The 25,507-nt window shown below is 73.3% G+C and carries 16 protein-coding genes; 9 read left to right on the top strand and 7 right to left on the bottom strand.

From position 1 onward, the window contains the following. Positions 1–52: 52 nt before the first annotated feature. The 3 genes from glpK to ABIE39_RS16655 form a co-directional block, all read right to left on the bottom strand. The gene (gene glpK, locus ABIE39_RS16665; RefSeq protein WP_175007707.1) at positions 53–1,570 is read right to left on the bottom strand and encodes a glycerol kinase GlpK; all 1,518 of its coding nucleotides are present in this window, start codon (positions 1,568–1,570) and stop codon (positions 53–55) included. Positions 1,571–1,705: 135 nt separating this feature from the next. Beyond that, the gene (locus ABIE39_RS16660) at positions 1,706–2,452 is read right to left on the bottom strand and encodes an MIP/aquaporin family protein (protein ID WP_240696709.1); all 747 of its coding nucleotides are present in this window, start codon (positions 2,450–2,452) and stop codon (positions 1,706–1,708) included. A gap of 191 nt (positions 2,453–2,643) precedes the next feature. After that, positions 2,644–4,392 carry a glycerol-3-phosphate dehydrogenase/oxidase gene (locus ABIE39_RS16655; RefSeq protein ID WP_354052671.1) on the bottom strand — a complete coding sequence of 583 codons (1,749 nt, stop codon included), beginning with the start codon at positions 4,390–4,392 and terminating at the stop codon, positions 2,644–2,646. A 227-nt stretch (positions 4,393–4,619) separates the two neighbouring features. Between ABIE39_RS16655 and ABIE39_RS16650 the strand changes: the two genes are divergently transcribed. Beyond that, the gene (locus ABIE39_RS16650) at positions 4,620–5,573 is read left to right on the top strand and encodes a sugar-binding domain-containing protein (RefSeq protein ID WP_175007709.1); all 954 of its coding nucleotides are present in this window, start codon (positions 4,620–4,622) and stop codon (positions 5,571–5,573) included. Positions 5,574–5,644: 71 nt separating this feature from the next. Further along, positions 5,645–6,235, top strand: coding sequence for an amino-acid N-acetyltransferase (locus tag ABIE39_RS16645; RefSeq protein WP_354052669.1), 591 nt, complete (start codon positions 5,645–5,647; stop codon positions 6,233–6,235). Here the strand turns inward: ABIE39_RS16645 and ABIE39_RS16640 are convergent. Beyond that, positions 6,228–7,259, bottom strand: a complete 1,032-nt coding sequence (locus tag ABIE39_RS16640) for a LacI family DNA-binding transcriptional regulator (protein ID WP_354052667.1) — start codon at positions 7,257–7,259, stop codon at positions 6,228–6,230. The two genes, ABIE39_RS16645 and ABIE39_RS16640, sit on opposite strands and share 8 nt — an antisense overlap. A gap of 361 nt (positions 7,260–7,620) precedes the next feature. On the opposite strand from ABIE39_RS16640, the gene ABIE39_RS16635 reads away from it, so the two are divergent. The 4 genes from ABIE39_RS16635 (at position 7,621) to ABIE39_RS16620 (ending at position 13,039) form a co-directional block, all read left to right on the top strand. After that, positions 7,621–8,898: an ABC transporter substrate-binding protein gene (locus ABIE39_RS16635; RefSeq protein WP_354052665.1), complete on the top strand. Its 1,278-nt coding sequence runs from the start codon at positions 7,621–7,623 to the stop codon at positions 8,896–8,898. 151 nt (positions 8,899–9,049) lie between these two features. Further along, a complete protein-coding gene (locus ABIE39_RS16630) occupies positions 9,050–10,060 on the top strand; it encodes an ABC transporter permease subunit (RefSeq protein ID WP_175007713.1) in 1,011 nt (336 codons plus the stop codon). Position 10,061: 1 nt separating this feature from the next. Further along, positions 10,062–10,952, top strand: a complete 891-nt coding sequence (locus tag ABIE39_RS16625) for an ABC transporter permease subunit (protein WP_175007714.1) — start codon at positions 10,062–10,064, stop codon at positions 10,950–10,952. A 113-nt stretch (positions 10,953–11,065) separates the two neighbouring features. Further along, positions 11,066–13,039, top strand: coding sequence for a glycoside hydrolase family 127 protein (locus ABIE39_RS16620; protein WP_354052662.1), 1,974 nt, complete (start codon positions 11,066–11,068; stop codon positions 13,037–13,039). A 7-nt stretch (positions 13,040–13,046) separates the two neighbouring features. Here ABIE39_RS16620 and ABIE39_RS16615 read toward each other — a convergent pair whose 3' ends face one another. Next, complete coding sequence (locus ABIE39_RS16615; protein ID WP_502914886.1) at positions 13,047–14,018, bottom strand: iron-sulfur binding domain-containing protein; 972 nt, start codon at positions 14,016–14,018, stop codon at positions 13,047–13,049. Between the two features lie 140 nt (positions 14,019–14,158). Between ABIE39_RS16615 and ABIE39_RS16610 the strand changes: the two genes are divergently transcribed. Next, positions 14,159–15,016, top strand: a complete 858-nt coding sequence (locus ABIE39_RS16610) for a hypothetical protein (RefSeq protein WP_209829933.1) — start codon at positions 14,159–14,161, stop codon at positions 15,014–15,016. A gap of 625 nt (positions 15,017–15,641) precedes the next feature. After that, positions 15,642–20,294 (top strand): galactose-binding domain-containing protein, encoded by a 4,653-nt coding sequence (locus ABIE39_RS16605; protein WP_354052660.1) that lies wholly within the window; start codon positions 15,642–15,644, stop codon positions 20,292–20,294. A gap of 656 nt (positions 20,295–20,950) precedes the next feature. Here the strand turns inward: ABIE39_RS16605 and ABIE39_RS16600 are convergent. Beyond that, positions 20,951–21,673, bottom strand: coding sequence for a methyltransferase domain-containing protein (locus tag ABIE39_RS16600; protein WP_175007718.1), 723 nt, complete (start codon positions 21,671–21,673; stop codon positions 20,951–20,953). A 37-nt stretch (positions 21,674–21,710) separates the two neighbouring features. Further along, positions 21,711–22,796 (bottom strand): DNA integrity scanning diadenylate cyclase DisA, encoded by a 1,086-nt coding sequence (disA, locus tag ABIE39_RS16595; protein ID WP_108048290.1) that lies wholly within the window; start codon positions 22,794–22,796, stop codon positions 21,711–21,713. 207 nt (positions 22,797–23,003) lie between these two features. Here disA and ABIE39_RS16590 point away from each other — a divergent pair, with 207 nt between their 5' ends. Then, a complete protein-coding gene (locus tag ABIE39_RS16590) occupies positions 23,004–25,463 on the top strand; it encodes a hypothetical protein (protein WP_354052658.1) in 2,460 nt (819 codons plus the stop codon). The last annotated feature ends 44 nt before the right edge of the window (positions 25,464–25,507 follow it).

The raw sequence follows: 25,507 nt of genomic DNA, 5'->3' as shown, positions 1-25,507 counted from the left end.
GACGCCGCGACGTCGCACACCCCACCCCCTCGACGGGTGGTCCCGGGACGGGCTACTGCTCCACGTCCTCGTCGACCCACTCCATCGTCTTCGTCACGGCCTTCTTCCAGTTGCGGTACAGCCGCTCGCGCTCGCCGGACTCCATCGACGGGCTCCAGCGCTTGTCCTCGGCCCAGTTGTCGATGACGTCCTGCTCGCCCTTCCAGAAGCCGACGGCGATGCCCGCGGCGTACGCCGCACCGAGCGCCGTCGTCTCGGCGACCTTGGGCCGCACGACGTCGACGCCGAGCTGGTCGGCCTGGAACTGCATGAGGAGCTCGTTGGCGACCATGCCGCCGTCGACGCGCAGCTCGGTGAGGTCGACGCCCGAGTCGGCGTTCATCGCGTCGACGACCTCGCGGCTCTGGAACGCCGTCGCCTCGAGCGCGGCGCGCGCGATGTGGTTGCGGTTGACGTACCGCGTGAGGCCCACGAGCGCGCCGCGCGCGTCGGGCCGCCAGTAGGGCGCGAACAGGCCGGAGAACGCCGGCACGAAGTAGGCGCCGCCGTTGTCCTGGACCTTGCCCGCGAGCCACTCGACGTCGGGCGCGTCCTCGAACATGCCCAGGTTGTCGCGCAGCCACTGCACGAGCGAGCCTGTCACGGCGATCGAGCCCTCGAGCGCGTACACCGCGGGCGCGTCGCCGATCTTGTAGCAGACCGTGGTGAGCAGGCCGTTCTTGCTCATGACCTTCTCCGTGCCCGTGTTGAGCAGCAGGAAGTTGCCGGTGCCGTACGTGTTCTTGGCCTGGCCGACCTCGAAGCACGCCTGGCCGAACGTGGCTGCCTGCTGGTCGCCGAGGATGCCGGCGATCGGGACGCCGGGGACGAGGCCGCGCGGGCGCCCGTGGCCGTACACCTCGGACGACGACCGGATCTCGGGGAGCATCGACAGCGGGATGCCCATGTCGGCGGCGATGTCCTCGCGCCAGGAGAGCGTGTCGAGGTCCATGAGCATCGTGCGCGACGCGTTGGTCACGTCGGTGACGTGCACGCCGCCCTCGGTGCCGCCCGTCATGTTCCACAGCACCCACGTGTCGGTGTTGCCGAACAGCAGGTCGCCCTTCTCGGCCTTCTCGCGCGCACCCTCGACGTTGTCGAGGATCCACTTGATCTTCGGGCCCGAGAAGTAGGTGGCGAGCGGCAGACCGACGATCGACTTGTACTTCTCGGGGCCCTCGGCGCCGCCGAGCTCGTCGACGATCTTCTGGGTGCGCGTGTCCTGCCAGACGATGGCGTTGTAGACGGGCTTGCCCGTGGTCCTGTCCCAGACGACGGCCGTCTCGCGCTGGTTCGTGATGCCGACGGCCGCGATGTCCTCGTGCGTGAGGTTGCCTCGGGTGAGGGCGAGACCGACGACCTCGCGCACGTTGTTCCAGATCTGCTCGGGGTTGTGCTCGACCCAGCCCGCGCGCGGGAAGATCTGGTCGTGCTCGAGCTGCCCGGTGGAGTAGATCTCCCCGGAGTGGTTGAAGACGATGGCCCGGGAGCTCGTGGTCCCCTGGTCGATGGCGAGAACGTAGTCGGCCATGGTGCGTTCAGTCCTTCACGTCGGTGTGGGTGTGGTTGCGGCGTAGTGCCCGGCGCCCGACGGCGCGGGTCGCGTGACCGGGGAGGCCCCCGGCTCCCCGGTCACGCGGGGGAGAGGTCCGGTCGTCCGGGTCGGTCAGACCCAGGCGGCCCCGAGCAGGCCGGCGAGGACGCCGCCGACCAGCGGACCGGCGACCGGGACCCAGGCGTAGGCCCAGTCGCTCGAGCCCTTGCCCCGGATCGGCAGCACCGCGTGCGCGATGCGGGGACCGAGGTCACGGGCAGGGTTGATGGCGTAGCCGGTGGGACCACCGAGGCTCGCGCCGATACCGACCACGATGAGCGCGACCGCGAGCGGCCCCAGGCCGGACGGGGTCTTGCCGGACGCCACGACGAAGAACACGAGCACGAACGTCGCGATGACCTCCGTGACGAAGTTCCACGCGTAGGAGCGGATCTCGGGGCCGGTGGAGAACACCGCGAGCTTGGTCGCGCCGGGCGCGTCCTCGTCGAAGTGCTTCTTGTACGCCAGGAACGCCAGCACGGCGCCGACGAAGGCACCGATCATCTGGGCCCCGAAGTACAGGAACATGTTGCCGACCGTCGGCTCGATCGTCGCCGTCACGAGCCCCTCGGGCCCGGTCACGGAGAAGAACGGCTCCTGGGCGGTGAAGAGACCGATGGTCACGGCCGGGTTGAGGTGCGCACCCGACTTGTAGGCCACGTACACGCCGGCGAAGACCGCGAGACCCCATCCAAAGTTGATGAGGAGCCAGCCGCCGTTGAAGCCCTTGGTCCTCGGGAGGACGACGTTCGCGACGACGCCCGCGCCGAGGAGGATCAGTGTCGCCGTGCCGAGTATCTCGGACCAAAAGGCGTTCATGAGGAGTTGATCCATCGTGCTCTCTCTTTCGTGGTGGACTTCTCTGTCTCAACCGTCCCGGCGCACCTGAGCGCCGGGTCCTCGGGTCGGTCCGCCGTCGGCGTGGCGCCCCGTGGGGTCGGTGTGCGGGGCCCCGGGGGCCGACCCGACGGTCGGCAGCCCCGGGGCTCGCTCGCGACGATGTGCAGCTGTCAGGTCGTGCGGAGCGGCTGGAGGGGGGACACGTCGGGCGCCTCCAGCCGGGTGCGCTCGGCGGACGCGTCGTCGGGCTCCTGCTCGGCGGCGGCCTCGGCCTCCGCGCGGGCGGTGTAGCTCGCGATCTCGGCGTCGCGCGTCGCGTCGTCCCACCCGAGGATCTCGGCGGCGACGGCCGCGATCTCGGGCAGCGCGGCGAGGCCCCGGTCGGGCACCTCGTAGTTGAGCCGCGTCCGGTGCAGCAGCAGGTCCTCGAGGTGCAGCGCCCCCTCGTGGGAGACGCCGTACGCGATCTCCGCGCGCAGGTAGGCCGGCGCGTGCTCGAGCGGGCGGGCGAGGTCCGGCTGCGCCTCGCACAGCTCGACGAGCTCGCGCAGGTTCGACCCGTACCGGTGCAGGAGGTGGTCGACCATGGCCGGGGTCCAGCCGTACCGGGACGCCCAGGGCCGTGCCTGGCGGCGCACGGCGTCGAGGCCGACGGCGCCGAGCAGCGGGATCTTGTGCGTGATCGACGGCAGGGCGCTCGCGCGCTGGCCGATCGCGAAGTCCACCGCGTCCTTCGCCATGACGCGGTAGGTGGTGAGCTTGCCGCCGGCGATGACCGTGAGGCCCGGGGTCGGGGAGGCGACCGTGTGCTCGCGCGAGACCTTCGCGGAGCTGGTGCCCTCCTTGGTGCCCGGCTGGAGCAGCGGCCGCAGGCCCGCCCAGGTGCCGATGATGTCGTCGCGCGTGAGGGGGTGGGCGAGCACGGCGTTCGCGTGCTCGAGCACGTAGTCGATGTCGGCCGCGGTCGCGACGGGGTGCTGGAGCTCCTGCTCCCACGGGGTGTCGGTCGTGCCGATGACCCAGTAGCGGGACCACGGGATGACGAACAGGACCGACTTCTCGGTCTGCAGGATCAGCCCGACCTGGCCCTTGATGCGCTCGCGCGGCACGACGATGTGGATGCCCTTGGACGCGAGGACCCGCAGCCCGCCGTCGCTGCCGGCGAGCGCCTCGGTGTCCTCCGTCCAGACGCCGGTCGCGTTGATCACGGCGCGCGCCCGGACGGTGATCTCGCGGCCCGTCTCGAGGTCCTGGAGCACGGCGCCGTTCACGGCGCCGGTCGAGCCCTTGGTGAGCGAGACGACCTGTGTGCGGGAGGCCGCGTGCGCGCCGTACGACGCGGCGGTGCGCACGAGCGTCGAGACGAGGCGGGAATCGTCGACCGACGCGTCCCAGTACTGGACGGCGCCGACGGCCGCGTCGTGCGCGAGGTCGGGGAACTTCTTCTCCATGCGGCTGCGCGACAGGTGCCGGTGCAGCGGCATCGCGCGGCGTCCGGGGGCGACGCTCGCGAGCGTGTCGTACAGCGCGATGCCCGCGCCGACGTAGGCACGCTCCCACACGCGGTGCTCGAGGGGGTACAGGAAGGGAACGGGACGCACGAGGTGCGGCGCGATCTCCTTGAGCAGGAGGTCGCGCTCCGTGAGCGCCTCCTTGACCAGGTGGAAGTCGAGCATCTGCAGGTACCGCAGGCCGCCGTGCACGAGCTTGCTCGACCGGCTCGACGTCCCTGCCGACCAGTCCTGCGCCTCGACGATCGCGGTGGAGAGCCCGCGCGTGACCGCGTCGAGCGCGATCCCGGCGCCGGTGACGCCGCCGCCGATCACGAGGACGTCGAGCTCGGCGTCCGCGCTGGTGCTGGCCTCGAGCGCGGCGAGCGCCTGCCGCCGGGAGTCCGCGGTGAGTCTCGTGGATGCCATCCGTCTTCCTCTCTCGTCCCTCGGTGCTGCGGCACGCCGCGGGACGATCGCGCCCACGGTGCGCTCACAGCGACGGTCCCACGCCCGACCAGGGTGCGCGAGCGGGAACCGCCGTGCGCGCACCGGGGTCTCCGGCGCGGAGGCACACGGTCCAGACCACCACGCCCCGAACGCCCGCGCAACCGTCGTGCACGAACGTGCAGAATGGGGGTGACGGGAAGGAGATCGTGATGGTCGATCGGGAGCAGGACGTCCTGCGCGCGGCGTCGATGTACTACCTCCAGGACATGAAGATGGAGGCGATCGCCAAGCACCTGCACACGTCGCGGTCCACCGTGTCGCGGCTGGTGAAGCGGGCGCGCGACACGGGCCTGGTGGAGATCTCGCTGCGGCCCGCGCGCAGCCGCGGACCGGGGCTCGGGCAGCACCTCGCGAGCACGTGGGGGATCGACGCCTACGTGGTCCCCGTGCCGGACCAGGCGCCGCAGGTCGAGCGGCTCGAGCAGGTCGCGCTGACGACCGCGCGCCTGCTGTCGACGTGGTTCGACTCCGACATGATCCTCGGGATCGCGTGGGGCACGACGCTCTCCGCCGTGTCCCGGCACCTGCCCCGCAAGCCGACCCGGGGGAGCGCCGTCGTGCAGCTCAACGGGGCGGCGAACACGCGCACCTCGGGGGTGCACTACGCGGGCGACCTCATCGCGGGCTTCGGCAGCGCCTTCGACGCCCACGTGCACCATTTCCCAGTGCCCGCGTTCTTCGACTACGCGGAGACGAAGCGCGCGATGTGGCGCGAGCGGTCCGTGCGGCGCGTGCTCGACGTGCAGCACCGCGCGGACATCGCGCTGTTCTCGGTCGGGGCCGTCGCGGGCGGCGTGCCGTCGCACGTGTACTCCGCGGGGTACCTCGACCCCGACGACGTCGCCGTCCTCGACGCCGAGGGCGTCGTCGGCGACGTCTGCACCGTGTTCCTCCGGGCGGACGGGACCTACCGCGACATCGCGCTCAACGAGCGGGCGACGGGGCCGGCGCCCGAGGAGCTGCGGCGCGTTCCGCGGCGGGTGTGCGCCGTCGCGGGGGACAACAAGGTGGCACCGCTGCGCGCGGCGCTGCGCGCGGGGGTGGTGACCGACCTCGTCGTCGACGAGATCACCGCGGCCCACCTCGTCGGGGGCTCCTGAGGCCCGGAGCGCAGGTATGCGGCCCGGTGCATGACTATGCACCGAGTGGCTCCCGCGCGTACAGTGTCGCGGTGCCCACGACCTCCGCCGTCCGTGTCCGTCCCGCCCTGCCCGCGGACGTGCGGGCGGTGCGTGCGCTCGTGCAGCCCTACGCCGAGGACCGGATCCTCCTCGCCAAGGAGATGGTCGGCTACTACGAGGCGGTCCAGGAGTTCGTCGTCGCCGAGGTGCCGGACCCGGACGCGGCGGACGGCGAGGACGTGCGGCGCGTCGTCGGGTGCGGGGCGCTGCACGTCATGTGGGACGACCTCGCGGAGATCCGCACGCTCGCGGTGGACCCGGCCTGGCGCGGGCACCGCGTCGGGCACGCGCTCGTGGTCGAGCTCGTCGAGCGCGCCCGGGCGCTCGGCCTGCGGCGCGTGTTCTGCCTGACGTTCGAGGTCGACTTCTTCCGCGCGCACGGCTTCCGCACCATCGAGGGGACGCCCGTGTCCCCCGAGGTGTACGCCGAGCTCCTGCGCTCGCACGACGACGGCGTCGCGGAGTTCCTCGACCTCGCGCGCGTGAAGCCCAACACGCTGGGCAACACGCGCATGCTGCTCGACCTCGACGACGTCGACGACCGCGGCAGCGGCGCCACCGCGGGCGCCGTGCTCAGCTGATCGGGACCGTCGACGCGCGGGTCACCACGCGGCAGGGGAGCTCCTCGACGCCGGGGCGCACCGTGCCGTCGATCGCGGCGAAGAGGCGCTGCGCCGCGACGCGCCCGAGCCGCTCGAGGTTCATGTCGACGCTCGTGAGCTGGGGGCGGGCGTTCGTCGTGAGCACCTCCCAGTTGTCGAACCCGATGACCGACACCTCGCCCGGCACGTCGCGTCCGAGCTCGCGCAGCGCGTCGAGCACGCCGCGAGCGATCTGGTCGGAGCCGCAGAAGAACGCGTCGACGTCGCCGTGCTGCTCGACGATCATGCGCGCCGCGCCGCGTCCCCAGCCCTCGCTCCACGAGCCGAAGAACGTCTGCCCGCCGACGAGCTCGAGCCCGGCGCCGGCCACCGCGGCCTCGGCGCCCGCCGCGCGGTCCTGCGCGGCCTTGTACCCGGGGTCGCCCGAGACGTGCGCGACCCGGCGGCGCCCGCACGAGAGCAGGTGCTCGACGGCGAGGCGGCCCGCACCCACGTTGTCCGCGGTGATCGAGACGTCGGAGAGGTCCTCCGACGGCGCGTAGGCGTAGACGACCGGGACGGGGACGTCGGCGCTGAGCGGGGGGCGCGGGTCGGTCCGCGACCCCACGACGATGAGGCCGTCCACGCGCCGGGAGAGCAGGGCGCGCACGTGGTGCTGCTCGCGGATGGCGTCGCCGCGCGCGTCGCAGAGGAAGACCGACACGCGGCCCGCCCCGAACGCGTCCTCGGCCCCCATGAGGACCGGGATCGAGAACCGGCCCTCGAGGTCGCTCGTGAGGAGGCCCACCGTGCCCGTGCGGCCCTTGAGCAGTCCGCGGGCGAGCGCGTTGGGCGCGAACGACAGGCGCTCGGCGGCCTCGAGGACGCGCAGGCGGGTCTCGGCCTTGACCTGGTCGCGGCCGTTGATCGCCTTGGACGCGGTCGCGATGGACACGCCGGCGAGGCGTGCGACGTCGGTGAGGGTCGCCGCGCGCGGCGAGGCGCTCCCGCTCTGGGTCGTCATGAGGCCGTTCCCCCTCCTGCCGGTGCGCTGCGCTGCGCCCTCGACGATCGAGCCGTGATCGAACTGTAACCCGCTGCCCTGCTTGACGAGGCTATCGCGCTGCCATACATTCAGAAAACCTTTTCGGTTAGTTTCGGCGCCAGGCGACGACGCGAGCATCCGGCTCACGGTCGACGTCAGGACATCGAACACTAGCCGCCTGAGGGGAGTGTCGGCCACGTGGAGCGCGCCGCAGCGCGACACCGTGACCGAAAACGTGTTCGCCCGAAGCGCGGGCACGGGGCGCAGGTGCAACGGCTCGAAGACGAGTACGAGGAGACACGAGATGACACACCACCGCGGGACCTCGTGGAAGAGGTCCGTGGCCACGACGACGCTCGCCGGCCTCGTCGCACTGGGGCTCGCCGCGTGCGGGTCCGCCTCCGGCGGCGACGACGCCGCGACGGGCGGCACGGGGGAGGGAGGCGTCGAGGGTGTCGACGACGGCAGCACGCTCACCCTGTGGACGCGCGCACCGCTCGAGAAGCAGGCGAAGCTCCTGGTGGACGCGTACAACGCGAGCCACGAGAACGAGGTCGAGCTCACCATCGTCCCCAACGACGACTACGTGGCGAAGGTCGGTGCCGCCGCGGGCAGCGGCGGTCTGCCGGACCTGTTCGCTGCCGACATCGTGTACGTGCCGAACTGGGTCGAGCAGGGCCTCTACCAGGACGTCACCGGGCGCATCGACCAGCTCGACTTCGCGGACGAGATCAACCCGGGCCACCTCGAGGCCGGCACCTACGAGGACCAGGAGTACATCCTCCCGTTCGTCCTCGACGTCTCCGTCCTCTTCTACAACAAGGACCTCTACGAGCAGGCGGGCCTCGACCCCGAGGCGCCACCGACGTCGCTCGCCGAGTTCGCGGAGCAGGCCAAGGCCGTCGACGCGCTCGGCGGCGGGGTGGACGGCACGTTCTTCGGGGGCAACTGCGGCGGGTGCCTCGTCTTCACGTGGTTCCCGTCGATCTGGGCCGCGGACGAGGACGTCCTCGGCGACGCCGGCGCCGAGTCGCTCCTGGCGAGCGACACCGCGCAGGACGTGTACGCCGTCTACAAGGACCTCGTCGACTCCGACGCGGTCGGCGCGGGCACGCGCGACGAGACGGGCGCCACGTGGGTCGCCCCCTTCCAGGAGGGCAAGGTCGGCGTCATGCCGTACCCGGCGACGCTCCTGTCGACGGCCGACGAGACGGTGGACGTCGGCGTCGCGCCGATCCCCGGTCCCGACGGCGGCGGGTCGACCTTCGTGGGCGGCGACGGCATCGGCATCTCCAAGGACAGCGAGAAGTCGGACCAGGCGTGGAACTTCCTGTCCTGGATGATGTCCGAGGACGCCCAGGTGCAGGTGCTCGCCAAGAACGGCGACGTCGTGTCCCGCGCCGACCTGGTCGACAACGAGTTCTCGTCCGCCGACCCGCGCGTCATGACGATCAACGAGATCGCGAGCCAGGGCCGCACGCCCGTCGCGCGCAACTTCCAGCAGGCGTTCAACGCGCCGAACAGCCCGTGGCTCACGCTCGTGCGCAACGCCGTGTTCGGCGACGGCTCGAGCATCGAGCCGGACAACGAGGAGATCACGGCGGTCCTGTCGCAGTGAGGCCCCGGGAGGTTCCGGCGCCGCCGGCGACCTCCCGCGGGTCCACCGACCGACCACCGACCCGGTCGACCACGGTGCTCGCCGCCGCCCGCAGGCCGTGCGGCGGCGAGCCCGGTCCGGCTTCCCTCGCCCCCGTCCCAGGAGACCAGCCATGTCCGTGCAGTCCGCGCCCTCGACGCCGCCACCGCCCGTGCCGCACGGCCCGGCGGCCCGCGGGCCCGTCCCGAGCGACGACCGACCGCCCCGCGCCGGCGGGACCGAGGGCGCCGCGCGCCGTCGTCGACCCGGACGGTCGCAGTCCGCCCGCGGGTGGGCCTACGCCGCGCCGACGGCCGTGTTCGTCCTCGTCCTCTTCGTCCTGCCGGTGCTGCTCGTCGGCCAGATGTCGGCGTCCGACTGGCCGCTCCTGGCGGGCAACCGCGGCGTGAACTTCCCCGACAACTTCCGCGACGCCGTCGAGAACCGGTTCTTCTGGGACTCCGTCGTCTTCACCCTGAAGTACACGGTCATCGCCACCGTGCTCCTCATCGCGCTGGGGCTCGGGTTCGCGCTCCTGGTGCAGGAGTCGAGCCGGTGGAAGAGCTTCCTGCGCACGTCCATCCTCGTGCCGAGCGCGCTGGGCCTCGCGTCCGCGTCCCTCCTCTTCTACGCGCTGTACTCACCGCAGGTGGGGCCGATCTCGCCGCTGCTGGAGCGCCTGGGGATCGTCGACCAGCCCGTCTCGTTCCTCGGGTCGCCCGACGGCGCGCTCTGGTCGACGGTGTTCCTCATCGTCTGGCGCTTCGCCGGCTTCTACATGCTGCTGCTCATGGTGGGCCTCCAGGGCATCCCGCACGAGGTGTACGAGGCGGCGCGCATGGACGGCGCCAACCGGTGGCAGACGTTCGCGCGCGTGACCGTCCCGCTGCTGCGCCCGTCGCTCGCGCTCTGCACGATCCTCTGCGTCACGGGGTCGCTGCTCGCGTTCGACCAGTTCTACATCCTCACCAAGGGCGGGCCGGACAACAGCACCATCACCGTCGTCCAGCTCGTCTACAACATCGCCTTCCAGGGGCAGAACGACCTGGGCGTGGCCGCCGCGCTGTCGATCATCGTGCTCGCGGCCCTCGTGCTCATCAACGTCGCGCAGGTCCGTGGCATGCGCGCACCCGAGGAGAAGTGACATGGCCGTCACGGCAACCGCCCCCGTCCGCCCCGCGCCCGGTGCACGTCCCGCGCCGGCTCCTCGTGCCCGCATCGCGGGCATCCTCACGCGCACCCCGTACTGGGTGCTCACCGGGGGGCTCGCGATCGTCTTCCTCTTCCCGCTGGTGTGGGCCGGCGTGGCGTCGTTCTCGCCGCAGCCCGGCAGCAACCAGGTCGACGGCTGGGGCTTCGGCAACTACGTGACGCTCGCGGGCTACCAGGCCGGCATCGGCCAGTACCTGTGGAACTCCGTCGTCGTCTCCGGGCTCACGGTGCTCTTCACGCTCACCGTCTCGCTGCTCGGCGGGTTCGCGTTCGCACGGTTCCGGTTCCCCGGGCGCGACGTCCTGTTCCTCGTGACGCTCGCGATCCTCATGGTGCCGTACGCGACGCTCCTCATCCCGCTCTACGTGCTGCTCAACACGCTGCACCTGCAGAACTCGCTGCTCGGACTGGCGCTGGTCCTCACGATGTTCCAGCTCCCGTTCGCGACGTTCATGATGCGTATCTCGTTCGAGTCCGTCCCGCGCGAGCTCGACGAGGCGGCGATGGTCGACGGGTGCTCGTCCTTCGGGGCGCTGCGCCGCGTGCTCGTCCCCGCGGTCAAGCCCGGGCTCATCACCGTGGGCCTGTTCGCGTTCCTCGCCGCGTGGAACGACTTCGTGGCGCCGCTCATCCTCATCACCGACTCGACGAAGGCGCCGCTGCCGCTCGCGGTCGCCAACATGCGCCAGCAGGTCATGGGGATCGTCGACTACGGCGCGACCCAGGCGGGCGTCGTCGTGCTCGCGGCGCCGTGCATCGTCCTGTTCCTGCTGCTCCAGCGCCACTACGTGCGCGGCTTCATGTCCGGGGCGCTGAAGGGATGACGACGACGCACGTCCCCGACCTCGACCTCGCCCCGCGGCCTACCGATCCGACGCCGTCCGGCGTCGTCCCCGACGAACGACGAGGCGACCCCGTCGCCTCGGGAGGTGCTGCCATGACCACGACCCCGACCGTGCCCCGGACGACGGGGACCGGTGCCCGCCCGACCGACGGCGGACGCCCGGTCGTCCCCGCGACCGGGCGGCTGCAGCCGCTCGGGCTGGCGCAGGTGCGCATCACGGGCGGGTTCTGGGGCGAGCGCCAGGAGGTCAACCGGACCGCGACGCTCGCGCACATCGAGCACTGGCTCGAGGCCGAGGGCTGGCTCGGCAACTTCGACGCGGTCGTGCGCGGCGACGTCGCGACGACGCGGCGAGGCCGCGAGTTCAGCGACTCCGAGGTGTACAAGCTGCTCGAGGCGATGGCCTGGGAGCTCGGGCGCCGGCCCGACGACGCCCTCGAGCGCCGCTTCGCCGCGATCGTCGAGCGCGTCGCCGCGGCGCAGGCACCCGACGGGTACCTGTGCACGCGGTTCGGCCACCCGGGCCAGCCCGCCCGGTACACGGACCTCGAGTGGGGCCACGAGCTCTACGTGCAGGGCCACCTCCTGCAGGCGGCCGTCGCGCGCGTGCGCACCGGCCACCCCGACGACCTCCTCGTCGAGGTCGCGCGGCGCTCCGCCGACCACGTGTGCGCGACGTTCGGGCCCGACGGCATCCAGGGCGTGTGCGGGCACGCGGAGGTCGAGGTGGCGCTCGCGGAGCTCGGGCGCGCGCTCGACGAGCCGCGCTACGTGCGCCAGGCGGCGCTCTTCGTCGAGCGCCGTGGGCGCGGCACGCTCGCGGACATCGAGTGGGGCCGCTCGTACTACCAGGACGACGTCCCGGTGCGCGAGGCCACGGTGTTCCGGGGCCACGCGGTGCGCGCGAACTACCTCGCCGCGGGGGCCGTCGACGTGGCCGTGGAGACCGGGGACGACGAGCTCGTCGCCGCGGTCGCGCGGCAGTGGGAGCGCACGCAGGCCGCGCGCACCTACGTCACCGGCGGGCAGGGGTCGCACCACCAGGACGAGGCGTTCGGCGACGACTTCGTGCTGCCGCCGGACCGCGCCTACTCGGAGACGTGCGCGTCGATCGGGTCGGTCATGGTCGCGTGGCGCCTCCTGCTCGCGCAGGGCGACGCACGCTACGCCGACGTCGTGGAGCGCGCCCTGTTCAACGTCGTCGCGACGTCGCCCGCGCACGACGGCCGCGCCTTCTACTACGCGAACACGCTCCACCAGCGTGTCCCGGGCGAGCCGGCCGCGCCGGACCAGGTGAGCAAGCGTGCCGAGTCGTCGCTGCGCGCGCCGTGGTTCGAGGTGTCGTGCTGCCCGCCCAACGTCGCGCGCACGTTCGCGAGCCTCGCCGGGTACCTCGCCACCGTCGACGACGGCGGGGTGCAGCTCCACCAGTACGCGCCGAGCGAGGTCCGCGCCACGCTCCCGTCGGGAGAGCCGGTCGCGCTCGACGTCGAGACGGACTACCCGGCCACGGGCCGCGTCCGCGTGCGCGTCGTCGAGGCGCCGGAGCGGTGGGCGCTCACGCTCCGCGTCCCCGCGTGGTCGGGCTCGGGGCTGCTCGTGGTCGACGACGGCCCGGCCCGCCACGTGCCCGCGGGCACCGTCGCGGTGCCGGACCTGCGGTCGGGGAGCGTCGTCACGCTCGACCTCGACGTCGCGCCCCGGTTCCTCGTGCCCGACGACCGGATCGACGCCGTGCGCGGGTGCGTGGCCGTGCAGCGGGGCCCCGAGGTCCTGTGCGTGGAGTCGGTGGACCTGCCCGGTGGCCGCGACGTCGCGGACCTGCGCGTCGACGTCGCCGTCGCGCCGCGCGAGGAGGACGGGCACGTCGTCGTCCGCGGGCTGCTCGTCGACCCGGCGCCCGGCCCGTGGCCGTACGCGCCCCTGCACGGCGGTGCCCCGGGCCGGACCGGGTCCGTGCGCGCCGGGGTCGCCCCGGCGGAGCCCGTCGACGTGCGGCTCGTGCCGTACCACGACTGGGCGGGCCGGGGCCCGTCGACGATGCGCGTGTGGCTCCCGACCGTCTGACGCCGGGTCAGGCGGGGAGCCGGTAGAGCACCCCGCCCGGCCCGTCGACCTGCTCGACGAGCCCGTCCTCGACGAGGCTCGCGACGCACCGGTCGAGCTGCGCGGCGTCGTGCCACACCTCGGCCACGACGCCGCGCGGCACCGGGCCCGGCGCGTCGCGCAGCGCGGCCATGACCCGGCCCCGCGCTTGCCGGTCGGTGCCCGCCCAGGCCTGCGTGCGGCGTCGGGCCGCGTGCTCGTCGCCCGGGCGCCCGGCCAGGCGCCACGCGCACGCGTCGCGGACGGGGCAGACGCCGCAGCGGGGCGCGCGCGCCGTGCAGACGAGCGCACCGAGCTCCATCGACGCGGCCGCCCACAGCACCGCGTCGTCGTCGTCGGTCGGCGCGACCGCGGCGGCGGTCGCGCGCTCCGCGGCCGTGTACGACGGCGCCGGCAGCGCCACGCCCCCGACCGCCCGCGCCAGGACGCGGCGCACGTTCGTGTCGACGACGACCGCGCGGCGCCCGTGCGCGAACGCGGTGACCGCCGCGGCGGTGTACTCGCCGACCCCCGGCAGGGCGCGCAGCGCCTCCTCGCCGCGGGGCACCTCGCCCTCGTGCCGCTCGACGATCGCCCGGGCGCACTCCTGCAGGCGCAGCGCGCGCCGCGGGTAGCCCAGCCGGCCCCACGCGCGCAGCACGTCGGCGGTCGGTGCGGCGGCGAGGTCGGCCGGCTCGGGCCAGCGCTCCATCCACGCCCGCCAGGCCGGCTCGACCCGCACGACCGGCGTCTGCTGCAGCATGACCTCGCTCACCAGCACGCCCCACGCGGTGCGGTCCGCGGCCCGCCACGGCAGGTCGCGGGCCGCCTCGCCGAACCAGCGCCCGACGGCGTCGCGCAGCCCCGCGTGCGGGTCCCCGGGCACGGTCGAGAGCGCGGTCGAGCGCGCCGTGCGGACGGGGTCGTCGGCGCGCGCCGGGCGGGGGGTGGGGGCTGCCACGGGTGGTGGGTCCTCGGGAGGGTCGGGGTCGGCCGCACTCATTGTGCCCCGACCTGGGCCGCCGTCGGCGCGGCACCGGCCCCGCGGGGCCGCCTCGCGGCTAGCGTGGTCCCGACCAGCACGAGCACGACGGAGGACCCGTGAGCACGCCGCGGACCGACCGCACCCCGAGGCCGAGCACCCGCCCGAGCGCCGGGCCGGGCGCGCCCACGCGCGCCGCCCTGGTACGGCGTCGGCTCGTCGCGCTCCTCCTCCTCGTGGCGCTCGTCGTCGGCCTCGTGCTGCTCGGCCAGGTGGCCGTCCGCGCCGTCGGGCCGCTGCTGAGCGGCGACGCGAGCGCCGAGGAGGGCAAGTCCCCGCCCCCCACGCCCGAGGCCGCAGGCCCGCCCCGCGACTGCACGGCGGCGTCGCTCGAGCTCGCCGTGACCACCAACGCCGCCGAGTACGAGCCCGGTCGCGCCGTGCAGCTCGACGTGACCGTCCGGCAGTCCGGCGGGCGGCCGTGCCTCGTCGACGGGTCGGACGCGGGCCGTCAGGTGCTCGTCTACTCGGGCGACGAGCTCGTGTGGTCGTCGGCCCACTGCGGGTCGACCGAGCGCCTGCTCCTCATGAGCACGGGCGACGAGGACCCGTCGCGGCTCGTGCGGTGGGACCGCCACCGGTCGGTCGAGGGCTGTGCGCCCGACCAGCCCGAGGTCGACCCCGGCACGTACACGGCGGTGGTGAGCATCGCCGGGGTCGACGGCGCGACGAGCGAGCCCGTGACCTTCACCCTGCTCGCACCGCCCGCCCCCACGCCGGACCCGGCCGAGACCACTGCACCGGGCGACGGCACCGCACCCGCTGAGTCCACCGCCCCGGCGGACGGGACCGCCCCTCCCACCGAGGAGACGGCTCCCGCGGACGGGACGGCTCCCGCGGACGGGACGGCTCCCGCGGACGGGACGGATCCCGCGGAGGGCGCCGCGCCGCCGGACGCGACGACCGACGGGGCGTAGCGCCGAGCCTGCTCCGGGGGCGACCTCGCACCCTCCGGCCCGCTGCCGGCCGGGCCTTCCCGGCTCCTCCCTGCGCCCGTCATCGCCCGTACCCTTCCTCGCCGGCCCGTCGACCGACCCGCGGCGCTCCGCCCGCGAGGGGGGCGGGGCGGCCGCACCCGACCCGGTCACTCGACGAAACAGATGGCATGACGTTTTCGGAGTCTGCTCCTGTCGATGGCTCTGCGGGTCGATGAGATCGCGTCGTAGAGGTCGATATCGCAGCGAGCAGAAGGAATATCTGCCAGCCGGGCCTCCGCGCGCCCGGTCCGTGGCGCCGCGAACTCGATACCGAAAACCATTGCGGTCGACGCTCCTGGCTGGTTGACTGGCTCGCGACTGGCGACCTCATCGCGGAGGGAGCGGGGGCCACGAGCCCCGGGTCCGGGACTTCCGCGGCGCGGCGCGAGCCGGCACGACGATCGTGTCCACGCGTCCCGCAGCGGGGCGGGCGGACGAGGCAGTCCACCCGCGCGACGCGTGGCGCCGTCGTCGTCCCGGACCTGTTCCGGTTCCCGATGGAGAGGACTTGGTGATGTCGGGGAGAGCGTGGAGAAGGGTCGTCGCCTCGGCGATGACAGGTGCGATGGCCGCCACCGGCGTCGCACTGGCACCGGCGGCACAGGCCGACGTGGTGCCGGGGAACGAGAGCGACATCGGTGTCTACACCGACGGCACGACGGACTCGATGGACATCGGCGACCCGGTCTACAGGAACCTGGACCAGGTCGCCGCCGCCCTCGAGCCGGGCGTCCCGTGGACCGCGGGCTCGATGCACGGGTCGATCTTCGAGAAGGACCTGGCCGCGGGCGGCACCGACTACTACCTCGACCGCGTGCTCGGGGTGAGCGGGACGGCGAGCAACGGCGTGCTCCAGACGCGCGGCAGGTCGCTGTACCTGCGGGGCAACAGCAACTGGGCGGTCATGGGGTTCGCGGGCTCCGCGTTCGCGGGCGGGCCGAACAACCTCGGCAACCTCTACACCGTGACCGTGCCCGGGCAGACGATCACCGAGGTCGGGGCGCAGCGCTTCAACGCGCCGAGCCACGCGAAGGCGCGCTACACCGTCGGGACGACGGGCGTCGTCGCGGACCTCAAGAAGCTCATCACGTACGACAACGTGGCGCTGTCCGCGCTGACGTTCACCAACCCCGGCGCGAGCGACGTGACCTTCACGGTGCGCGCGTCCTCGCCGCTCGCGACGGCAGCAGCCGACGCGGCCGACGAGCTGACGGGGACCCGCACGCTGACGAGCGGGTCGAACAACGGGCTCGTGGACACGCCGTGGTCCACCGTGACGGTGGGGCTCAAGGCCCCGGGGTTCGAGCGCACGGGGACCAACCTCGACCGCGAGGTCACGGTGCCGGCGGGCGGCTCGGTCGACCTGTCGGTGCTCGGCGTGCTGTCCAGCGACACGCTCCCCGAGTCGGTGGAGAGCTTCCACGAGTACGCCGCGCTGACCCCCGCGGAGGCGTTCCGCACGGGCGTCACGGAGTTCAACCGGCAGTGGGCGGAGGACATCCCGTACATCGACGTCCCGGACGAGGCGATCGAGAAGGCGATCGTCTACCGCTGGTGGGGCGAGCGGTACAACAGCCTGGACGCGAACGAGCCCGGCTACGTGTACCAGTACCCGACGACCATCGAGGGCGTGAACCTCTACCAGAACTCGGTGGCGCTCACGCAGCCCATGCACCTGCAGGACACCAAGTGGATCCGCAACCCGTACCTCGGGTACGGGCAGGTGCTCAACATCGGTGAGCTCTCCGGGGCGTCGGCGTTCCTCGACAGCCCGGGCCACACGAGCTGGAACAACCACTACTCGCAGTACCTCGGCACCGCGGGCCTCGAGGCGTACAACGTGCACGGCGGCGGTCCGGCGGTCGCCGAGCGCTTCGCGACGTACTTCGAGGGCGACGGCACCGGGCAGCTCGAGCACTACGACGGCAACGACGACAAGCTCATCGCGTACGACACCAACTACATGCCGGGCAACGACTCCGACGCGATCAGCTTCGGGTACCCCAAGGTCGACGCGGGGGCGCCGGGCGCGCGGACGATCGAGCGCCCGGAGTCCGCGTACGTGTGGGGCGCGTTCGACGCCGCCCGCCAGCTCTACGCGATGGCGGGGGCGGACCCGGAGAAGGTCGCGGAGATGGGGCAGACCGCCGACGAGATCCGGGACGCCATCCTCGGGCGGCTGTGGAGCGAGGAGACGCGCATGTTCCTCGCGGGGACGTCGCACGGCGCGACGTCGGGCGGGAACCAGAACCCGCTGAGCCAGGCCGAGCGCGACCTCATCCCGGCGAAGGAGTCGAACCTCTACGACATCTACGCCGAGAACCTCATCCCGGTCGAGGACGCCGACACGTACGTCGACGGGTTCCGCTTCCTGCGCTACGGGGACAACTTCCCGATCTTCCCGTTCTACACGGCCAACCAGTACGACCGGGCCAAGTACGGCATCGGGGGGTCGAACAACTTCTCCAACATCAACTTCACGGTCCAGTACCGGGGCGTGCGGTCCGCGCTGCGGCACTACGACCCCGACCACACCTACGTCACGCCCGAGTACGCGGCGAAGCTCCTCGACTGGATGGCGTGGAGCATCTACCCGAACGGCGACGCCCTCGTCCCCAACCAGGCCGAGTACTACTCGAACTGGAACGCGAGCACGCAGACGTTCAACCGCAACAACCCGAACCACGTGATGCTCGGCAACATGAACTACATCTACGTCGAGGACATGGGCGGCATCCAGCCGCGGTCGGACGACAAGATCGAGCTCTGGCCGATCGACCTCGGGTACGACCACTTCATGGTCAACAACCTGCGGTACCACGGCACCGACGTGACGATCGTCTGGGACGAGGACGGCTCGCACTACGGCCTCGGCGAGGGATACAGCCTCTTCGTCGACGGTGAGCGCAAGGCCGCGGCCGACGGGCTCGGCCGGTTCGTCTACGACCCGGCGGCCAACGAGGTCGTGGAGTCGGACGAGGGCCTCGCGGTCCAGGTCGTCGCCGACGAGGGCGCCGCCGTGCCCACGGCCGTGGACACCCCGATCGAGGACGAGCGCGTCGTGTCGTACCTGAGGACGGCCGGCATCGACCTCACCGAGGACGCCGACAACCTCGCGCGCGGCGCGGAGCTGTCGTCGTCGGCCACCCAGCAGGGTGCGCGCCCGACCCCGTGGCGCCAGTTCCACACGCCGGGCTGGAGCACGGGCTCGATGAACTACACGCCGGGCGCGATCAAGGAGACCGAGCGGCCCGTGTCGCTCGACGCGGTCACGGACGGCAGCACCGCCAACGAGCCTTTCTGGGGCAACTACGGCACGGAGGGCGACACGGGCTACGTGGAGCTCGACCTGGGCGAGCCGACGACGTTCGACAACGTCAAGGTCTGGTTCGTCAGCGACCGGCAGGCGGGCGGGTACCGCGAGCCGCTGCGGTACTCGGTCCAGGTGCCCGACGGGTCCGGCGGCTGGACGACCGTGCCGGACGCGTTCAAGGCGCCCAAGGTCCCCGGGCCCAAGTTCAACGAGGCGCTGTTCGAGGCCGTGACGGCGGACAAGGTCCGGGTCGCGTTCACGAACACGCCGTCGTCCTGGACGGCGATCTCGGAGATCCAGGTCTTCGACTCGGGCCGCGAGGTGCCCGAGGTCGTCAACGACGCCCCGGCGGTCGGGGTGAACGTCGACCGGTCGAAGGACGGGAACCTCTCCACCACGCTCGTCGGCACGGTGACCGACGACGGGATCCCGGAGGACGGGACGCTCACCTACGGGTGGTCGACGGTCTCCGCGCCCGACGGGGCGAGCGTCATCTTCGGTGCTGCCGACGCCCTCACCACGACGGTGACGGGCACGGCCCCGGGGGTGTACACCTTCCGGCTCACGGCGTCCGACGGCGAGCTCACGACCGAGCGCGACGTCGAGGTCGAGCTCACCGAGAAGGCGACGTCCGCCGAGTTCGGGACGCTCGCGACCGTCACGACGAGCGGGTCCGCCTCCTGGGAGAACCCGCTCCGGGTCAACGAGCCCTCGACGCCCGCGAGCTCGAACCCCGGTGCGGGCAACGGCTGGGGCACGTGGGGGCAGCCCGCGAACGGCACGAGCGCGCAGAACGCCGCGTGGATCCGGTACGCGTGGGAGTCGCCCGTGCTGGTCGCGTCGACCGACATCTACTGGTACGACGACAACGGTGGGACGCGCATGCCGCGTGCGGACACCTACACGGTCGAGCACTCGCAGAACGGCACCGACTGGACGCCCGTCACCCTGACCGAGGGCTCCACGTACGCGGACGCGCTCCAGCGCAACGCGTACAACCACCTGGAGTTCGAGCCCGTCGAGGCCAGCTACCTGCGGGTCCGGATCACGGGCGTGCAGACCGGCGGCGCCGGCACCGGCATCCTGCGGTGGCGCGTCAACGGCGACACCGTCGACTCCGTGGCGAGCCCCGTGATCCTGCGGACCGTCACGGGCGAGGTGCCGGAGCTTCCCTCGACGCTCGACGTCGTGTACTCGAGCGGGCGCCGCGGTGCCGTCGAGTTCACGTGGCAGCCGATCACGCCCGCCATGGTCGCCGAGACCAACGTCGAGCCGTTCACCGTCTACGGCACCAACACGACCTACGGCCTCATCGCCGAGGCCCAGGTGTACGTGCGGCCGGAGAGCTCGCAGGGCGGCATCTCCGTCCAGGGCGCCGAGCAGTTCGAGCAGAGCGTCGACGTCGGCGAGCAGCCGTGGCTGCCCACCAGGGTCCTCGTCTCCTACAACGACGGCTCGCGCGACAACCAGGCCGTCGGGGTCGAGTGGGACTTCGACGAGAGCGTCGTCGAGACGCCGGGCGTGTACGTCGTCCGGGGCGACCTCGTCCTCCCGGACTACGTCAGCACGGCCGGCACCACGACGACGACGCTCACGCTCACCGTGGGCGACGGCGCTCCCACGGGCCCGGCCGTCACGGTGACGACCGAGACCCGCTGCCTCGCCGGCAAGGTCTACGTCGCGGTCCGCGCGCAGAACGACGACGACGCGCCCCTCACGGTGCGCCTCGACACGCCGTTCGGCACCAGGACCGTCAACGGTGTCGAGCCGGGGAAGAACGCCTACCAGTCGTTCGCCTCCCGCGGGTCCTCCGTCGAGGCCGGTGAGGTCACGGTCGTGGCCACCGACGCCGGGGGGAGGTCGACGACCGTCACGGAGCAGTACGACGCCCGCTCCTGCGGCTGACCCGCAGCGCGCGTCGCACCACCGTCTCGCCCCGGTCCGTCCCCACGGACCGGGGCGAGACCCGTCTGCGAGGGAGAACCGTGGTCCGCCGAGATAGAGCCCTGGTCCGCCGAGGTAGAGCCCTGGTCGTGCGAGGTAGAGCCCTGGTCGTGCGAGGTAGAGCCCTGGTCCGCCGAGGTAGAGCCGTGGTCGTGCGAGGTAGAGCCGCGGTCACGCTGCCCGACGGCGTGTGGTTGCGTGGGGTGGGCGGGGGGGGGGGGGGGGGGGGGGGGGGGGGGGGCCCCGCCCCCCCCGGCCCGGGCCCGCCCCCCCCCCCCCCCCCCCCCCCCCCCCCCCCCCCCCCCCCCCCCCCCCCCCCCCCCGGCGTCGTCTCGCCCTGGTCTTGGCTCGCCCGGGCGACCGCCCGGGATCGCGGATCCGCATGTGCAACGCCCTGGACGTCCAGCGAGAACGAGAGCACCACGGTCTTCGACTGTGGGATCGCGGCCATCCGTCGTCGATGGACGTTCTCCTTCAGCGGACCAGGGTTCTACCTCGGCGGGCCAGGGTTCCACCTCGGCGGGCCAGGGCTCTACCTCGCGCGACCAGGGTTCTACCTCGGCCAACCACGGCTCTACCTCGCGCTACCAGTGCTCCCTCGGCGGGGCGGGGACGTGTCAGCGGCGGGCCAGGGCCCAGCGGAAGGTGTTGCGCAGCAGGTAGGAGCCGTCGGGGCGCCGGAACGGCCGTGCGGCGCGGAGCACGTCGGGACGGAGCTCGGCGCGCAGCTCGTCCGACTCGCCGAACATGATCGCGGCGACGACCTCGTCCGCGTCGGCGAGCGCCATCGGCGCGTCCGCGACCCCTTCCGCGACCGGGGTGAAGCCGTGCTCGGCGAGGAGCGCGCCGAGGTGTCCCTCCTCGCGGCTCTCGTCGCTCGCCTCGTGGTCCTCGTCCGCGACCGCGCGCTCGAGGACGGTCAAATCGTTCAGCGCGTCCTCGGCCCACGTCGCGACGGCGACCAGCTCGCCGACGCGGCGGCACTCGCTGAGCGTCCTCGCGACGTCGGTGAAGGCGAGCGCGTTGACGAGCGTCACGAGGTCGAAGGAGTCGTCGGGCCAGGGGAGGCGCTCCGCCTGCGCGACGCGCAGGTCCGCGTCCGGGCTGCGGCGCCGGGCGGCGTCGACCATCCCCGCGGCGGCGTCGCACCCGGCCGCGTCGGCCCCGCGGGCCACGGCCAGGGCGACGAGCTCGCCCGTGCCGCACCCGACGTCGAGCACGCGGGAGCCCGGCCCGACGCCCGCGGCGTCGAGGATCGCCCGCTGGGCGGGCTCGGCGGCGGGCGCCCACCAGCGCGCCCAGGCGTCGGCCAGTGCCGACCACTCGTCGACGTGGTCCACGGTCCCCTCCGTGTGCGTCGTGCGGACGGTCGGAGCGTCAGACGTAGCGCTCGAGGATGCTCGACTCCGCGAGCCGGGACAGGCCCTCGCGCACGGCGCGGGCCCGCTGCTCGCCGACGCCGTCGACGGTCATGAGGTCGTCGATGCTCGCCGCGAGGAGCTTCTGCAGGCCGCCGAAGTGCGCCACGAGCCGGTCGATGATCGTCGCGGGCAGGCGCGGCACCTTCGACAGGAGGCGGTACCCGTGCGGGGCGACCGCGGCGTCGAGCGCGTCGCCGCCGCCCGGCAGGTCGAGCACGCGGCCGATCTGGCCGAGGTCGAGCAGCTGCGTGGAGTCGAGGCCGCCGAGGGCCTTCTGCACGTCCGCGAGCGAGCGGTCCTTGCGGCCGAGGTCGACGTAGTCCCGGATGACGAACTCGCGGTCCGAGCCGATGCCGCCGATGAGCTCGTCGAGCTGGAGCGCGAGGAGGCGGCCGTCGGTGCCGAGCTCGATGACGTAGCCGGCGATCTCCTCGGAGATGCGCGCGACCATCTCGAGGCGCTGCACGACGGCGCAGACGTCGCGCACCGTGACCAGGTCCTCGATCTCGAGCGCGGACAGCGTGCCGGACACCTCGTCGAGGCGCGCGCGGTAGCGCTCGAGCGTCGCGAGCGCCTGGTTGGCGCGCGACAGGATGGTGTCGGAGTCCTCCAGGACGTGGCGCTGCCCGCCGACGTACAGCGCGACGATCCGCATCGACTGGCTCACCGAGATGACGGGGAAGCCGCTCTGCTTCGCCACGCGCTCGGCCGTGCGGTGCCGCGTCCCGGACTCGGTCGTCTCGATCGTCGGGTCCGGCAGGAGCTGGACGGCGGCGCGGAGGATGCGGTTGGCGTCGCGGTCGAGCACGACGGCGCCGTCCATCTTCGACAGCTCGCGCAGCCGCGTCGCGGAGAACCCGACGTCGAGCTGGAAACCGCCCGAGCACATCTCCTCGACGACCTTGTCCAGGCCCAGCACGATGAGCGCGCCGGTCCGGCCGCGCAGGATGCGCTCGAGACCGTCACGGAGCTCGGTGCCCGGTGCCACGGCGGCGAGGGTCTCCCGGAGCAGCTCGTCGGGGTGCGCGGGGGAGTTGGCCACGGTCGAATCCTACGCTGCGAGCCCATCGCCACCCTCGGGAAACCCCCGGGACACGCCACAAAGCGGTCACGATCCGGTCTCGGTGCGTGCGACGGGGCGCCGGGCGGCGACGCGCGCGGAGCGCGGCCGTCTGGGGTGGCCGAACGTCGTGGCCTCCGTCACAGTGTGGAGGTCGAGCAGTCCGCGAGCGGTCCCCGGGAGAAGCCCATGCCACGTCGTCGGTCGTCCGAGCGCGTCCGCAGGTCCGCCGCGGCAGGCGCCGCATTCGTCCTCGTCGCCCTGACGGCGCTCGCGACGGGGACGCCCGCGACCGCGGACGTCCCGGCCCCCGGCGAGGGCGAGGCGGTCGTGACGGTGCGGGTCGGGGGCGACCGGGTCGCGACCCGGGAGGTCGCGCCGCTGCCGGGCGTCGTCCTCGGGCTGTACGCGGACGCGACCGCGACCGAGCCCGTGGACCCGGGCTGGGGCCTGTGCGCGGCGGACGCCGACGGCGACTGCTCCTTCGTCGTGCCCGACACGGGGGAGGGCGGTGCCAACGCGGGGGCCCGGTTCGTCGTCCGGCAGGTGTCGGCACCCGACGGCTGGTACACCAACCCGACCTTGCGGACGGGAGCGGGGAGCGGGTCGGGCTCCGTCGCGCGGCCGTACGAGTTCCTCACGCCGCCGCTCGCGGCGGGGCAGACGGTCAGCTCGCTCGCCGCGACACCGACGTTCATGTTCGGCAGCGCCGGCAGCGGTCGACCCGAGACCGACTCGGAGGGCGTGTGGCAGCAGTCCCGCACGAACCCGGCGTTCGCCGCGCAGTGCGGGGTCGACGTCGCGCTCGTCCTCGACCTCTCGGCGTCCCTCGGGAGCCAGGTGGCGAACCTCAAGGCCGCGACCGACTCGATCGCCGACGCGCTCGTCGGGACCCCGTCGCGCATGGCGGTCTTCTCGTTCGACGGGACGTCGCCCGCGACGAACGGCGCGAACTTCCCGGCGCTCGTCCCCGTGTCGACGCAGCCGGGCGCGGACGCGTTCAAGGCCCGGTACGCGGGGTGGGGGACGGGGTCCGGGACCAACTGGGACCAGGCCCTGTGGTCCGTCGCGCAGGCCGCGCCGGACTACCAGGTCGTCGTCCTGCTCACCGACGGCAACCCGACGCGGTTCAGCGCCGACCCGCTGCTCGGCAGCGGCGGCACCACGCACTTCCGGGACGTCGAGAACGGGATCTACTCCGCCGACGCCGTCAAGGCGCGGGGGTCCCGGCTCCTCGCGCTCGGGGTCGGGAGCGGCATCGACGACGTGACGCGCCTGAACCTGCGGGCGCTCTCCGGCGAGACCTTCTACGAGGGCGACGACCCGCGGTCGGCCGACTACTTCGACCTCGCCGACTTCGAGTCCGCGGGGTCCGCGCTCCGGGACGTGCTCCTCTCGGGCTGCGCGTCGCGGCTGACCGTGACGAAGGAGCTCGTCCCCGCGGAGAACCTCGGCGAGGACGTCACGGGCGCGGTGCCCGCGGGGCCGGGGTGGGAGATCTCGGCCGGCACGGCGACGGCCGGGGTCACGGTCACGCCGCCGACGCAGACGACGCCCGACGACGGGACCGGCAGCGTCGTGTTCGACGTCGACTACGGGGCGGAGCCGCAGCCCGCGTCGCTCACCGTCGCGGAGACGCAGCAGGACGGCTACGACCTGGTCACCGCCGCCGGCGCGAACGCCGTGTGCGTCGACAAGCTCGCGCAGGACGCGCCGGTCGCCGTCGAGAGCTCCGGGGCCACCGGCTTCACGGTCGACCTCCCGCCGTCGGGGTTCGTGAGCTGCACGATCCGCAACCGGCCGCAGTCCGCGGTCGTCGTCGACAAGACGTGGGTCGTCCGCGGCGAGGTCTACGCCGAGGGCGAGCAGCCGGAGGGCCTGGAGGCCGCGCTCACGCTCACCGGGCCCGACGGCGCCGCGCCGAGCGCCCAGCCGTGGGGCACCGAGCGGGGCGGGTACGCGGGCGCGCAGGAGGTCGTCGTGGACGAGACGACGACCCTCCCCGCGGGCTGCGTCCTCACCGGTGCGCGCGTGACGACGGTCGACGGGGAGGCGGTCGACGAGGCGCTGCCCTTCACGACGACCGCGGGGTCGCCGACGCGGGAGGTGGGCGTTACGAACGAGGTCGTGTGCCCGCCGATGCTCACGCTGGTCAAGGAGGTCGTCAACGACGACGGCGGCACCGCCGCGCCCGCGGACTGGACGCTCACGGCGTCCGGGTCCCCCGAGACCGGCGACCTCGTCGTCACCGGGGCGTCGGGGAGCGACGACGTCACGGCGGTGCCCGTCGAGGAGGGGGCGTACGCGCTGGCCGAGGAGGGTCCCGCCGGCTACACCGCGCTCGGGTGGGAGTGCGTCGACGGGGAGGGCGCGGCGCTCGCCGTCGAGGACGACGTCGTCGACATCGGGCCCGACGACGCCGTGACGTGCACCGTGACCAACGACGACGACCTCGCGCCCACGACGCCGGCGCCCGAGCCCTCCGAGCCGGGAGCCACGGCCGCGCCCGGCCCCGGTGGCGGCGGCCCGCTCGCGACGACGGGCGCGAGCGTCGCGCTGCTCACGGTGCTGGCCGGCCTGGCGGTGGCCGTCGGCACGGGGACGGTCCTGGTGGTGCGGCGTCGGCGCTCGGCCGGAGCTCAGGGCTGACGACCGCGGCCGGGCAGCGGTCGGGGGCTGTCCGGCCGCGGCCC

The organism is Cellulosimicrobium sp. 4261, assembly GCF_040546915.1.
GTDB lineage: Bacteria > Actinomycetota > Actinomycetes > Actinomycetales > Cellulomonadaceae > Cellulosimicrobium > Cellulosimicrobium cinnabarinum.
Note: the sequence above shows the minus strand (reverse complement) of the source record. Positions and strands in the feature narration are given on the sequence as shown.

Coding starts and splice junctions, on each gene's coding strand:
- glpK (WP_175007707.1), bottom strand. CDS start 1,570: ATGGCCGACTACGTTCTCGCCATCGACCAGGGGACCACGAGCTCCCGG.
- ABIE39_RS16660 (WP_240696709.1), bottom strand. CDS start 2,452: ATGAACGCCTTTTGGTCCGAGATACTCGGCACGGCGACACTGATCCTC.
- ABIE39_RS16630 (WP_175007713.1), top strand. CDS start 9,050: ATGTCCGTGCAGTCCGCGCCCTCGACGCCGCCACCGCCCGTGCCGCAC.
- ABIE39_RS16605 (WP_354052660.1), top strand. CDS start 15,642: ATGGCCGCCACCGGCGTCGCACTGGCACCGGCGGCACAGGCCGACGTG.
- ABIE39_RS16640 (WP_354052667.1), bottom strand. CDS start 7,259: ATGACGACCCAGAGCGGGAGCGCCTCGCCGCGCGCGGCGACCCTCACC.
- ABIE39_RS16590 (WP_354052658.1), top strand. CDS start 23,004: ATGCCACGTCGTCGGTCGTCCGAGCGCGTCCGCAGGTCCGCCGCGGCA.
- ABIE39_RS16620 (WP_354052662.1), top strand. CDS start 11,066: ATGACCACGACCCCGACCGTGCCCCGGACGACGGGGACCGGTGCCCGC.
- ABIE39_RS16625 (WP_175007714.1), top strand. CDS start 10,062: ATGGCCGTCACGGCAACCGCCCCCGTCCGCCCCGCGCCCGGTGCACGT.
- ABIE39_RS16655 (WP_354052671.1), bottom strand. CDS start 4,392: ATGGCATCCACGAGACTCACCGCGGACTCCCGGCGGCAGGCGCTCGCC.